The 13,345-nt window shown below is 32.8% G+C and carries 15 protein-coding genes; 4 read left to right on the top strand and 11 right to left on the bottom strand.

The window, feature by feature from the left end:
* Positions 1 to 122: 122 nt before the first annotated feature.
* The 7 genes from OZP06_RS09515 to OZP06_RS09485 all read right to left on the bottom strand — a co-directional run bounded on the left by OZP06_RS09515 (position 123) and on the right by OZP06_RS09485 (position 6,967).
* Complete coding sequence (locus tag OZP06_RS09515) at positions 123 to 836, bottom strand: ATP-binding protein (RefSeq protein ID WP_269221658.1); 714 nt, start codon at positions 834 to 836, stop codon at positions 123 to 125.
* 28 nt (positions 837 to 864) lie between these two features.
* Positions 865 to 1,164 carry a type II toxin-antitoxin system RelE/ParE family toxin gene (locus OZP06_RS09510; protein WP_165688824.1) on the bottom strand — a complete coding sequence of 100 codons (300 nt, stop codon included), beginning with the start codon at positions 1,162 to 1,164 and terminating at the stop codon, positions 865 to 867.
* Positions 1,164 to 1,370: an addiction module protein gene (locus tag OZP06_RS09505; protein ID WP_269221657.1), complete on the bottom strand. Its 207-nt coding sequence runs from the start codon at positions 1,368 to 1,370 to the stop codon at positions 1,164 to 1,166. The genes OZP06_RS09510 and OZP06_RS09505 overlap by 1 nt, the downstream gene beginning before the upstream one ends.
* Positions 1,371 to 1,593: 223 nt before the next feature.
* The gene (locus OZP06_RS09500; RefSeq protein WP_269221656.1) at positions 1,594 to 3,975 is read right to left on the bottom strand and encodes a ribonucleoside-diphosphate reductase subunit alpha; all 2,382 of its coding nucleotides are present in this window, start codon (positions 3,973 to 3,975) and stop codon (positions 1,594 to 1,596) included.
* Positions 3,976 to 4,264: 289 nt separating this feature from the next.
* Positions 4,265 to 5,242 (bottom strand): ribonucleotide-diphosphate reductase subunit beta, encoded by a 978-nt coding sequence (locus tag OZP06_RS09495; RefSeq protein ID WP_281238090.1) that lies wholly within the window; start codon positions 5,240 to 5,242, stop codon positions 4,265 to 4,267.
* 259 nt (positions 5,243 to 5,501) lie between these two features.
* Positions 5,502 to 6,074: a DUF3109 family protein gene (locus OZP06_RS09490; RefSeq protein WP_269221655.1), complete on the bottom strand. Its 573-nt coding sequence runs from the start codon at positions 6,072 to 6,074 to the stop codon at positions 5,502 to 5,504.
* A gap of 92 nt (positions 6,075 to 6,166) precedes the next feature.
* Entirely contained in the window at positions 6,167 to 6,967 is an 801-nt protein-coding gene (locus OZP06_RS09485; RefSeq protein WP_269221654.1) for a DUF4412 domain-containing protein, read from the bottom strand.
* A gap of 212 nt (positions 6,968 to 7,179) precedes the next feature.
* Here OZP06_RS09485 and OZP06_RS09480 point away from each other — a divergent pair, with 212 nt between their 5' ends.
* The 3 genes from OZP06_RS09480 (at position 7,180) to OZP06_RS09470 (ending at position 8,689) form a co-directional block, all read left to right on the top strand.
* A complete protein-coding gene (locus tag OZP06_RS09480; RefSeq protein WP_269221653.1) occupies positions 7,180 to 7,755 on the top strand; it encodes a MarC family protein in 576 nt (191 codons plus the stop codon).
* Positions 7,756 to 7,877: 122 nt separating this feature from the next.
* Entirely contained in the window at positions 7,878 to 8,081 is a 204-nt protein-coding gene (locus tag OZP06_RS09475) for a hypothetical protein (RefSeq protein WP_269221652.1), read from the top strand.
* A gap of 2 nt (positions 8,082 to 8,083) precedes the next feature.
* A complete protein-coding gene (locus tag OZP06_RS09470; protein ID WP_269221651.1) occupies positions 8,084 to 8,689 on the top strand; it encodes an FAD-dependent oxidoreductase in 606 nt (201 codons plus the stop codon).
* Positions 8,690 to 8,720: 31 nt separating this feature from the next.
* Here OZP06_RS09470 and OZP06_RS09465 read toward each other — a convergent pair whose 3' ends face one another.
* From OZP06_RS09465 to OZP06_RS09455, 3 genes are all read right to left on the bottom strand, one after another.
* Positions 8,721 to 10,316 carry a S41 family peptidase gene (locus tag OZP06_RS09465; protein WP_281323644.1) on the bottom strand — a complete coding sequence of 532 codons (1,596 nt, stop codon included), beginning with the start codon at positions 10,314 to 10,316 and terminating at the stop codon, positions 8,721 to 8,723.
* 152 nt (positions 10,317 to 10,468) lie between these two features.
* Positions 10,469 to 10,900 carry a dCMP deaminase family protein gene (locus tag OZP06_RS09460; RefSeq protein WP_281323643.1) on the bottom strand — a complete coding sequence of 144 codons (432 nt, stop codon included), beginning with the start codon at positions 10,898 to 10,900 and terminating at the stop codon, positions 10,469 to 10,471.
* Between the two features lie 3 nt (positions 10,901 to 10,903).
* Positions 10,904 to 11,497 carry a HupE/UreJ family protein gene (locus tag OZP06_RS09455; protein ID WP_269221650.1) on the bottom strand — a complete coding sequence of 198 codons (594 nt, stop codon included), beginning with the start codon at positions 11,495 to 11,497 and terminating at the stop codon, positions 10,904 to 10,906.
* A gap of 187 nt (positions 11,498 to 11,684) precedes the next feature.
* Here OZP06_RS09455 and OZP06_RS09450 point away from each other — a divergent pair, with 187 nt between their 5' ends.
* The gene (locus OZP06_RS09450) at positions 11,685 to 12,116 is read left to right on the top strand and encodes a TerB family tellurite resistance protein (RefSeq protein WP_269221649.1); all 432 of its coding nucleotides are present in this window, start codon (positions 11,685 to 11,687) and stop codon (positions 12,114 to 12,116) included.
* A 69-nt stretch (positions 12,117 to 12,185) separates the two neighbouring features.
* On the opposite strand, the gene fbp is transcribed toward OZP06_RS09450, so the two are convergent.
* On the bottom strand, positions 12,186 to 13,205 hold the full coding sequence (gene fbp, locus OZP06_RS09445; protein WP_281323642.1) for a class 1 fructose-bisphosphatase: 1,020 nt from the start codon (positions 13,203 to 13,205) through the stop codon (positions 12,186 to 12,188).
* Positions 13,206 to 13,345: the final 140 nt, after the last annotated feature.

The raw sequence follows: 13,345 nt of genomic DNA, 5'->3' as shown, positions 1-13,345 counted from the left end.
ATACTACAAACAAAACATACTAGAACTATAACTTACTCAAATATAAGGAATTATTTTTACAATTATGAATTAAGAAACCTCCAATTCTCTTGTTATTTATTAATCAAAAAACTATGATTTTTTTAATCTAAAGTCTTTTGTTTTTGAATCTCTGCCGCAATAATATTATTTTTCACTTCTTTGAGTAAAAGATTTTTTGCTTCCGCAAAAGTAATATGATAGATACGAGTGAATTTCTGAAATTCTACAGGATATTTGGTAAGCAACTTTGTATAATAACTATCCAAAACTTCATTGGTAGGAGCTGTAAATTCCAATTGCATTTCAAAACGGCGCACCAAGGCGTCGTCAATCATCTGGATTTGATTGGTTGCTGCGATTAATACCGAACGATTGGGGAAATTATCTATTAGCTGAATAATCGAGTTCACTACCCGTTTCATCTCGGAACTGTCTTTGTTATCATAATCCCGAATTTGACCTAAAGAATCAAATTCATCGAAGAACAAAACCGAGCTTTCGTATTGCACTTCTTTGAACAGTCCTTCGATATTCTTGGAGGTTTCGCCTAATTTGGAAGAAACAATTCGGGAGAGATTGACAATGATTAGTTTTTTGTCCAGTTTTCGGGCAATGGCTTTGGCCGTCATGGTTTTACCACAGCCTGTTTTGCCGTGCAACAATATTTTATTAACAACAGGCAGCTCGTATTGCTCCAAAACGGAACGAAATTGATATTCCTTTAAAAACTGATTGATCTGCGCTGAAACGACTTCATTGAATACGACATCTTCGAGATAAACAATGCTTCGGTCTGTAAAATATAATAAACTCAAGGGGATTGGATTTTAAAAAAATTATTACTCAAAACCCTAGCCTTTTAGACCAGTTTTTAGGAGAGCGGGAGGTATGAAAAACACCAATAACAATAATTTCATTTTTTTCAAACTTATAATGTATTCCATAAGGGAATCTTGTAATAAATCTAACTTTTATATTTTTATACTTTTTTTGAAATGATTCTGGATTTCTTAAAACAGTATCAATTCCAGCTTCCAAGCAAAGTTCAAAATCATAGGAAAGCCCTATTCTCTGCTCTTCATACCAAAGAACAATATCTTCAATATCAAATAACGCTTCTTTTACGAAATGAATTTTATACACTATCGAATAGATTTTAAATGACTTTTAACCTCATCCCATGTATATAATTCGGTTTTCCCTTCTTCTAAATTTTTAATTCTAATATCTAATTCTCTTTTCACATCATCAGAAATTTCTAAATCATTTTTAGAAACACTGTCCCACAATTGCTCAGCTAGAACAATTTTTTCTGCATTGCTGTATTTAGATAAATTTTTAATTTCCATAATCCCTTTTATTAGTATTGAATACTACAAATTTACACAAATTTAATTATGAAAACGAAAGTGTTTTAGCCCCGATTGAAGCGGAAATCCTTTTATCTCGTTTCTTTAACGAGATAAAAGATTGAAACGGAAAGCGGGATTAGCTCCTAAAATAAAAACAGCTACCATTACGATAGCTGTTTCTCTTAATTCTTTATTCTTTAATCTTTAATCTATTTTCTGCTTATGAACCACACATTTCACAATCTTCTGGATCTCCGGATTGAGCTTTGAGCAACATTGCTTTGAAATCCTCAACATCTATTGACTCTGTTATTGGAAGGTCCTCTTGTTTTTTATCATTATTTAAGGTAAACTTGATTGCATCAACTGCTGCTTTGGTTCTCAAGTAATACATTCCTGTTTTCAAACCAGATTGCCAAGCGTAGAAGTGCATTGAAGTCAATTTTGAATAATTGGCATCTTGCATAAACAAGTTCAATGATTGTGATTGATCCACAAAATACCCTCTTTGACGAGACATATCGATGATGTCTTTCATGGACATTTCCCAAACGGTTTTGTACAATTCTTTCAAGTCTTGCGGAATCACATCGATATTTTGAACCGATCCGTTGTGACGCATGATTTCTTGTTTCAAGTTATCATTCCACAACCCTAGTCTTACTAAATCGTGCAATAAATGCTTGTTCACCACGATAAATTCACCAGACAATACACGTCTTGTATAAATATTAGAAGTATATGGTTCAAATGCTTCATTGTTACCTAAAATTTGAGAAGTCGAAGCCGTTGGCATTGGCGCAACTAACAATGAATTACGCACTCCATTTTTCACCACTTCTTTTCTAAGTGAGGCCCAGTCCCATCTTCCTGATAATTCTTCGTCTTTCATTCCCCACAAATTGTGTTGGAATTCTCCGTTTGACATTGGAGAACCTTTGAAAGTAGAATAAGGACCTTCTTCAATTGCCATTTCCATAGAAGCGGTACAAGCTGCAAAGTAAAGCGTTTCGAATATTTCTTGGTTTAATTTTTTGGCTTCATCCGATGTAAAAGGCAAACGCAACATAATGAATGCATCTGCTAGTCCTTGTACTCCAAGACCAATTGGTCTGTGACGCATATTGGAATTTTCGGCTTCTTTTACAGGATAATAATTTCGGTCAATTACTCGGTTTAAGTTACGGGTTACACGTTTGGTAACATCATACAATAATTGATGGTTAAAAGCTCCATTCTCTACAAACATTGGCAAAGAGATAGAAGCCAAATTACAAACAGCCACCTCATCACTTGATGTGAATTCCATAATTTCGGTACACAAATTCGAAGAACGAATCGTACCTAGATTTTTTTGGTTTGATTTTCTATTGGCTGCATCTTTGTACAACATATAAGGAGTACCCGTCTCAATTTGAGATTCCAGGATTTTCTCCCATAACTCACGTGCTTTGATAGTTTTTCTACCTTTTCCTCTAAATTCATAATCCGTGTACATGGCTTCGAATTCTTCACCATATACATCATACAAACCAGGACATTCGTTAGGACACATTAAAGTCCAAGTCGAATCTTCCTGAACGCGTTTCATGAACAAATCGGATGTCCACATGGCGAAGAACAAATCTCTGGCACGCATTTCCTCTTTTCCTGTATTCTTTTTTAGATCTAAAAATTCAAAAATATCGGCATGCCAAGTTTCGATATAAATAGCAAAACTTCCTTTGCGTTTTCCACCGCCTTGATCTACATAACGAGCCGTGTCATTAAATACCCTCAACATTGGAACGATACCATTTGAAGTTCCGTTTGTACCACGAATATATGATCCTGTAGCACGAACATTATGTATTGAAAGCCCTACTCCACCTGCAGATTGCGAAATTTTAGCTGTTTGTTTCAACGTATCATAAATTCCATCAATACTATCATCTTGCATAGCCAAAAGGAAACAAGATGACATTTGAGGTTTAGGCGTACCCGCATTAAACAAAGTCGGTGTTGCATGTGTAAAGAACTTTTTAGACATTAAATCGTATGTTTCCAATACCGATTCTAAATCTCCAAGGTGTATCCCTACTGAAACTCGCATCAACATATGTTGTGGACGCTCTACAATTTTACCGTTTATTTTTAATAAATACGAACGCTCGAGTGTTTTAAAACCAAAATAATCGTAGTTAAAATCTCTATTATAAATAATATGCGAATCCAAAAATTCAGCATTTTCCATAATTACTTTATGCACCTCTTCGGCCAATAAAGGCGATTCTTGGTTGGTTCTTGGATTGATGTAATGAAACATTTCATTCATCGTTTCTGAGAACGATTTTTTAGTATTTGAATGTAAATTTGATATTGCAATACGAGCAGCCAATTGCGCATAATCAGGATGGGCAATGGTCATTGAAGCAGCAGTTTCAGCAGCAAGATTATCAAGTTCGGATGTAGAAACCCCATCATACAAGCCCTCAATAACGCGCATCGCAACTTTTACTGGATCTACCAAATCATTCAAACCATAGCAAAGTTTTTTAATTCTTTCAGTAATTTTATCAAACATTACAGGTTCTTTGTGGCCGTCTCTTTTTACTACATACATACTTTTACTATTTTTTTTGATTAATGAATTGTGATTTACGAACAGTAGGAATTCATAATTCATTTATTTACTCTTAAGTTAATGCAATACAAAACCCGATCCTTTGTTTCATCGCATAAAATGAGATGAAACAAAACTCCGATTTTTGTCCTGAAATGGTTCAGGGCAGAATTAACTTGGTTTTCAGATTTGGGGAATCTTATGAAAACAATTTAATTACAATTACTTTATATTATATTTTTTGGTGTTTTGAAAATGAATTCAAAATAGTTTAACAAGGTATTATATTCTAAAAATCAGCATCGAAACTAATTTTTTGAGAATCACCTTCACTTACTTTAACACCTGCTTTTTGATATTCGGCAACTTTTTTCTCGAAGAAATTAGTTTTACCTTGAAGAGAAATCATATCCATAAAGTCAAATGGATTGGTAACATTATATTCTCTATCACAACCTAGTTCTACCAATAATCTATCGGCAACAAATTCTAAATATTGAGTCATTAATCCTGCATTCATTCCAATTAAACTTACTGGAAGCGATTCAGTAATAAATTCTCTTTCGATATTTAAAGCATCAACAATGATACTTCTTATTCTTTCTTTTGGAACTTTATTAATCAAATGATGGTTGTGTAAATGTACCGCGAAGTCACAATGAACACCTTCATCACGAGAAATCAACTCATTAGAGAAAGTTAATCCAGGCATTAATCCTCTTTTTTTCAACCAATAAATAGAACAAAAAGCGCCTGAAAAGAAAATACCTTCAACAGCTGCAAATGCAATCAGTCTTTCAGCAAATGAATCAGATTCAATCCATTTTAATGCCCAATCAGCTTTTTTTCGTATGGCTGGAAAAACATCCAATGCATTAAACAATTCATCTTTTTCAGCTTCATCTTTTACATAAGTATCAATCAAAAGGGAATATGTTTCGCTATGAATATTTTCCATCATAATTTGAAACCCATAGAAAAATTTTGCTTCGGCATATTGTACCTCATTAACAAAATTCTCTGCTAAATTTTCATTAACAATTCCATCTGAAGCCGCAAAAAAAGCAAGAATGTGTTTTATAAAATAACGCTCATCTTCATTCAATTTATTATTCCAATCATTTAAATCTTGTGATAGATCAATTTCTTCAGCAGTCCAAAAACTAGCTTCCATCATTTTATACCATTCCCAGATATCGTGATGTTTTATAGGAAAAATCACGAAACGATTTTTATTTTCTTGTAGAATTGGTTCTAATTGTGACATTGGATTGTAATTATTTTTTTGATTTTTATACTAAATATAAGTGCGAAAAGCGAGTTACAAAGATTGTGAATTAATGCGGTTATAAAAAGTCAAACTTATTCACAATAGCTTTGAGTTTTTAACAAATAATAAAAATGGGAATATTTTTCATACAAACAACAATGAATTGACTATTAATATGTTATAAGCTTAAAAAAGACCTAAAGTCCCGTAAAATATGAGTTTTTGAAACAAAGAACAGTAAACAGAAGTTTAAAAATTATAAACCATTTTTTAAATCGGTTGCGACTTTTTCGAGTTCCATATACCAGTCTTCACCAAAGCGACGAATGAGCGCTTCTTTGACAAATTTATATACAGGAACCTCCAATTCTTGACCCAAAGAACAAGCAGCATCACAAATATCCCATTTGTCATAATTAACAGCTGCAAATTCGGTAAAATCTTTGACACGAATAGGATATAGATGACAGGAAACTGGTTTTTTCCATTCTATTATACCTTGATTATAGGCTTGTTCAATTCCGCAAAGAGCGGTTTTACCGTCAAATATAACGTAAGCACAATCTTTATTATCTATTAAAGGTGTTTCAAGATCACCATCAGCTCCATTTACCCAAGTCCCTTGAGCTTCTATAGCTTCGATTCCTTGTTTTCTCAAAAATGGTTTTACTTTTGGATATATCTCTTCCATTATTTTTGTTTCAGCCAAACTTAATGGTGCTCCAGCATCGCCATCGACGCAACAAGCCCCTTTGCAAGCTGATAAATTACAAACAAATTCTTTTTCGAGTATATCCTCTGAGACGATGGTTTTTCCTAGTTGAAACATTTTGCAAAGGTAACCAAAGATTCAAGAAATAAAAAACTCTCCTGAACTTAAGTCCACAAAGCAGACAAATTAACACATTGCAACAATTTTACTTACATAAATTTATAGTCACTTTTAAGAAAAGTATAAGCACTTTTTTCTAAACTAACACATTTCATAGTAGTCACTTTCCCTCTATTTTTCAAGTCCGTCATCGTCATATCCATCATCAAGGGTTTATCCTCAGGCTTAAAATACTTGGTAAAGGCATCAGGCATTTTTTGATTTTTTTGGTTTTTAAATAAATCAGCAAAACTTACTTTAGCATCATTTGTAAAATAAAAAACAATATCAAATTCTTCATTTGTAGCCTGAATTCCTTTGCAATTGTATCCAAGAAAAGTTTTATTGGGCAAGTTTTTATATGTAAATTTAGTTTTATCTCCCTCTTTTTGTGCTATTTCAGAATAATCAGGCATTTTTGAAGCTGAAGCCATCTTTTCTTTTCCATTTTCGAAACAGGTTACTATAAGTTTATTTTTGGCATCCATAATCAGGAACATATTTTGTTCTTCTCCCTGTCCCATTTTAAAACCAAAATAAAAAGCATTAGGCTCTAAATAATAATCAACTACCATAGATTTACCTTCATCACTATTAATTTCCATGCTGTACTTCCAATTAAAAACATAGGAAACAGGAACTGCTGAAGCATCAATTTTGTTAGCCCCAAGTCCAAACAATTGCCCTTGATTGACTTGATTGTTCGCAAATGAAGTATCAATTTGTTTTTGCACTTTTTGGTTTACTTTTTTCTGAGCTGCATTTTGAATCTGTTTCCAAATTTGAGCTTGTAAATTACCAAAAGAAAGCAATAGTGCTATAAAAACGAGAATAAAACGTATCTTTTTCATTTTCAAGACATTTAGAATTATATACAAATTTAATATATGATTTTCAAGTAGTTACACTATTTAACTTTTGATTTTATGCAGTACAAAAAAAACTTAAAACTTAAAATCGATAATTTTATTCATTTAATACAATCAAATCCAAAAATGTAAAAAAATAATGTATTTTTGATACTAAAAATATATTTTGACTTATAATAGATAAAAAAAAGACAATGGATTTTGATATAAAAGAGGTAATAACCGTTGGAATGGTACTTTTTGCTGTAATCGATATTGTAGGATCTATTCCTATTATAGTAGGACTCAGAGCCAAACACGGCCATATTGAATCAGAAAAAGCTGCAATAGTAGCAGGACTTATTATGATTCTGTTTTTGTTTGTAGGTGAAGAATTTTTAAATTTAATAGGAATTGATGTTCATTCATTTGCAGTAGCAGGTTCGTTTGTATTGTTCTTTTTGGCCTTAGAAATGATTTTAGGCATTCATCTTTACAGAGACGAAGAAGCAAGTTCAGCATCTATTGTACCACTGGCATTCCCACTAATTGCAGGTGCTGGAACAATGACTACCTTACTTTCTTTACGATCACAATTTCACACCTTAAATATTGTAATTGCTATTGTCCTCAACATTATTTTGGTCTATATCGTTTTAAAATCATCCGGTAAAATTGAACGAATGCTTGGAAAAAATGGACTTGGTGTAATTAGAAAGACTTTTGGAGTAGTACTTTTAGCTATTGCTGTTAAATTATTTGCTGCTAATGTTAAAGGTTTGTTTGTGTAGAAAAAAAAATTATACTTTTATCCCCTAATATTTAATCTGTTTAAGTTTATCTCTTTTTGATTTAAAATCTACAACAAATTATTTTAAAGAAACTTCAAACAGTTAAACAATATAATAAACCTATGAAACTTTTTACTAATGTTTTAGTGCTTATTGCCATCGCACTTCTTATTTTTAATGTTACATTAATTGATTTTAAAAATCCATTTTCAGGAGACAGTGCAATAGCTTTTATTGGTATAGTAGCTTCTTTTTGTGCGGTATTAATTCTATTAATTTTTAGAATATCAAAAAAAATTGTAGAAAAAATGGACGATAATTCGTAGCTATGTTTGACACTTTAATAATTGGTGGTGGCGTATCTGGAATTTCATGTGCCATGGTATTGGCTTCAGCAAAAAACAAAAATTTTGTTTCCAATAAAAAAATTGGGATTCTAACCCATCAAAAGAATTCTGCGTTACAAGAAGCAATATTCAACAATGCATACGGAATTGCTCCAGGCAAACTAGGTTCAGAAATACTTAGTGAAAGTATTGAGCAACTAACCCATACATATCCTCATATTATTCAAATTCCTGAAGAGAAAGTATTAAAAATTACGGGACACTATCCGGAATTTACTGTTACCACTAATAGGAATTCATACAAAGCAAAGACTGTCGTTATTGGCATTGGGTCTGCTAATACATTTGCCATTGAAGGTTTAATGCAGTATGTTGAAGCCCACAAAAAAGCACTTCCCGAAAAACAGAGAATTCAACTTAAAAACATAACCCATAAAGTAACCGAAGGTATTTATGCTATAGGAACACTTGCAGGATGGAGAAGCCAACTGGCAATTGCAGCTGGAAGTGGCGCTGCTGTGGCAACCGATCTACTTACGTTATGGAACGATGGAATCCAAACTCATTCTCACGATAGTATTCGATAGTATACTTAAAAAATAGTCCGTTCTAAATCTTTTACTTTGTCAATTGAGGTCTTGAGCTGCGTTTCAAAACTTCTTTAACCATAGGATCTTCTTTCAACATCAATTCATAAAACTTTTTATCACCATACAATTGGCGAGCAAACTCAGCATTCACATATCGTTTCACTAAAAGTTTATAATTACTTAAATCCACTTCCAACCCGTTTTGAAAAAGATATTTTTGAAAACTAATAAAATAAGCATCCGTAGCATTTACTTTTTCTGAAAATTGTTCGAAAGTCAATTTCGTAAATGCATTTCTATTTGTATCTAATTGTTCAAAAACAAAATGCCCTACTATCCCAGACTGCAACAAATAAGAAACATTTTCTGCTCCATGTTCTGCTTCCAAAGGCACGAATACATCGGGAACAATTCCTCCACCGCCGTAAACAATTTTACCTTTTTTAGTTTTAAATTTCAAAGAATCAACCACTTTGATACTGTCTTTTTTAAACAATTCACCATGCAAAAACCTACTATTCGACTCTTTAAAATATTCGTCATTCCCTTTGGAGTAGGGTTTTTGAATAGATCTTCCGGTTGGTGTGTAATATCGGGCAATGGTTAACCTAACCGCCGAGCCATCATTAAAATCCATTTCACGCTGTACTAATCCTTTTCCGAAAGAACGACGACCTACAATCATTCCCCGATCATTATCCTGAATGGCTCCTGCAAGAATCTCACTTGCTGATGCACTATTTTCATTAATTAATACAAATACTTCACCGGTTTCAAAGCTACCCTTTTCGGTAGCGTATGTCTTTTCAGTTGGTTCTTTTTTGCTTTTGGTAAAAACAATCAAATCCTTGTTTTTTAAGAACTCATCGGCAATCGCAATCGCAATTTCCATATACCCACCTCCATTATCACGAACGTCAACAACAAGCTTTTTAATACCTTGCTGTTTTAAAGATGTCAAGGCTGTTTTAAACTCGTCATAAGTAGTTTCGGCAAAACGATTAATTTTGATATAGCCAGTAGTAGTATTTAAAAGCAGTGCAACATCAACACTTTTTAAAGGAATAACATCACGTTGAATAGAAAACCTAAGTTTCTTTTGTTCTGATTTTCTGTAAACTGTCAATTCAATTTCTGAACCTTTTTCTCCCTTTAAAGTAGCAAACAAACTATCATTGGGTAATTTTCGTCCAAATAATTTTGTTTTATTGGCAAATAAAATCCGATCACCTGCTTTGATTCCCGCTTTTGCAGAAGGGCCATTTTTGACTGGATTAATCACTGCAACCGAATCTTTATACATATAAAAATTGATACCGATCCCAACAAAATCACCCTTCATAGTTTCTGCAATTTCTGCTTGCTCTCTTGCTGGAATGTACACCGAATGTGGATCTAATTTGGCTAAAATATTATCAACTGTTAGACTTACAATGGAATCGGTATTGACATCATCTACATATTCATTGTCGATAAAATCGATTAGTTTATTAAGTTTTTCTTTTGTGTTTTTTTTAGCCAAAAATGTTTTAGAAGAAGGTGAACCTGACAAACTCCCAATAAAAATACCAAGGGCAAAAATGCCCCCAATAAAAATGGGTAAATATTTGTTGTCAAATTTCATAAGTAGATACTATTTGTTTTTTATAGGATTCCGTTAGCAATCGGGAGGTATCGCCAGATCTTCATTGGTGCTTATCTCATCGTTTACTGTTTCGTTTTGGTATTCGATGATTTTCAATTGCGACAGCTTCTGTCATGGCGCTTTCATTTCTATTATTCTTCTAAAACTGGAATATGCTCAACTTCTATTCCAGCTTTTATTAAAAACTGAACACCTGAATCATCACGATATCCATTATGATATACAACTCTTTTTATCCCCGATTGATGAATTAATTTACTGCATTCTTTACAAGGCGAAAGCGTAATATACAGAGTTGCTCCTTCGCAAGACTGAGTTGATCTAGCTACTTTAAGTATAGCATTTGCTTCCGCGTGCAAAACATCCCAACGGGTCAATCCATCTTCATCTTCACAACAGTTTTCGAATCCGGATGGGGTTCCATTATATCCATCCGAAATAATCATTCTATCTCTTACTATAATGGCACCAACTTGTTTTCTCTTACAATAGGACAACATACCCCATTCGGTAGCAATTCTCAAATAGGCTTTATCGTATTTATTTAATTTCTTTTTTTCCATTTTTTATCTTTTCCAGAATTCACTTTCTAAAATCATAGGTAAAACTACACCAATTATAAATGCAGACATCACTAATGTCCAATCTCTTTTTGAAAATCGGAATACTGTTTGTACAATGTACGACAATAATAATACTACGATAACCACAACTATTTGAGCAGCTTCAATCCCCAGAGCAAATTCGGCCATTGGCAATAACTTTGAACTTGAGCTACCTCCCAAAATGGTTTTAAAATAATTAGAAAAACCCAGACCATGGATGATTCCAAAGAAAAGTGTCACTATAAAAATCAAATTGACACTGCCGTTTTTACTGGTCTTTCCTGCTGTAAACAAATTATATAAAGCGGTTATTAAAATAGTAATTGGAATAAGCATCTCAACCACATTTACTTTAATTGCTATGATTTCAAAAACCGAAAGAAACAAAGCTGTTGTATGACCTAAAGTAAACACCGTAACCAAAAGCAAAATTCTTTTCCAATCATTAAAAGTGAAAGGAACAGATAACGCAATTAAAAACAAAACATGATCATAAGAATGTACATCTAATACATGTTTTAACCCTATTTGAAAGTAAATCAAAAAATCTGACATCGACATAAATAAATAAAATTGATATGGGGTTGTAAACTTACGATTAATTTTGAAAACGGAATATTTGATTGAAAAATCATTCTATAAAAAATAAAATACCGTAGTCAATTTATACAAAAAAACACCAAAAATAAAATCTTTAGCAAAAAATTAATTATCTTTATGTCAAACCTAAAACTCAATTATTATGCCAATTTCAGATTTATTTAGCAGCGAATTTAATCAAAGAAATCGTGGACATTTTGCAGCCATCGTTCGAATAGCTTATGCAGATGGACATATAACTGAACCAGAACAAAAATTCTTGGATAAATTAGCCTTGGATCTTGAAATTTCTAACGTAGAATACAAAGAGATTTTAAAAGACCCTAACAAATTCCCAATCAATGCACCTTATTTGTATGTCGAAAGACTTGAAAACCTCTATAATCTAGCTAGAATTGTACACAAAGACCATCAACTAGGCGATTTGCAAGAACATCTAATGGTTAAATTTGCTTTGGCTTTAGGATTTACGCCAGGTAATGCAAATTATATTGTAAACAAAGCTTTAAAATTAGTAGATCTCAATGTAGATTTAGACACTTTTATTTATGAAATGAAGAACATGAACAAATAAAAAACAGCTCCAAATTACGGAGCTGTTTTCGGTTTATTCTTTGGTTTATTCTTTGGTTTATTCTTTGGTTTAATATTTACTCAATTTTGCTTTATACATAAATTCTTCTGCTTTTTCGACCATTTTTAAACTTCCGCAAAAGAAAGGCACTCTTTCATGCAGCTCTGTTGGTTGCAATTCCATTATTCGATCAAAACCATCTGAAGCCTTCCCTCCTGCTTGCTCTACTATAAAAGCCATCGGATTACATTCGTACAATAATCGCAACTTCCCTTTTGGTGCCTTTTTACTAGTTGGATAAATATAAATCCCCCCTTTGATCATATTTCGATGAATATCAGCCACTAAACTCCCAATATATCTTGAAGTATAAGGACGATCTTCCTCTTCCAATTGACAATATTTTATATAATCTTTCACACCTTGAGGAAAATGAACATAATTCCCTTCATTGATAGAATAGATATTTCCATCCTCGGAAAACTTCATATTGGGATGTGAAAGATAGAAAGTACCTATGGCTGGATTCAAAGTAAATCCGTTTACCCCATGGCCTGTGGTATATACCAACATAGTCGATGTGCCATAAATAACGTATCCTGCAGCAACTTGATTAATTCCTGGTTGCAGAAAATCTTCTAAAGTTACAGGGGTACCAATTGGCGTCACCCTTCTATAAACAGAAAATATAGTTCCCACGGTAACATTTACATCTATATTTGAAGATCCATCCAGGGGATCCATCAAAACCACATATTTATTGTTATGACTGCTATCACTTCCTTCAACTGTTATAAAATCATCATTTTCTTCAGATGCAATACCACAGACAATTTCACGATTAATCAATGTTTGAATAAAAATTTCATTGGCATACACATCCAGTTTTTGTTGGTCTTCCCCCTGAATATTTTGTTCACCTGCCGCACCAATAATATCCACTAGCCCAGCTTTATTCACTTTATAATTGACCACTTTGGCTGCCAACCGAATAGAATTGATAATTCTGGATAATTCACCCGAGGAATACTGAAAGGCTTTTTGGTTTTCTATGATAAATTCACCTAGTGTTTTGTTTTGTTCTTCCATTACGAAATCGATGTAGTTAGTTTGAAGTCACAAATATCGTTTTTTTTGTGAAAATGAAAAGAATAATAGTAAGATAGTTTATCAGTATTGTATATTTGCTACATATATCACAAAAACAAGTTCCTAATTAACTGTTTTTT

Source organism: Flavobacterium sp. IMCC34518 (assembly GCF_027111095.2).
Lineage (GTDB): Bacteria > Bacteroidota > Bacteroidia > Flavobacteriales > Flavobacteriaceae > Flavobacterium > Flavobacterium praedii.
Note: the sequence above shows the minus strand (reverse complement) of the source record. Positions and strands in the feature narration are given on the sequence as shown.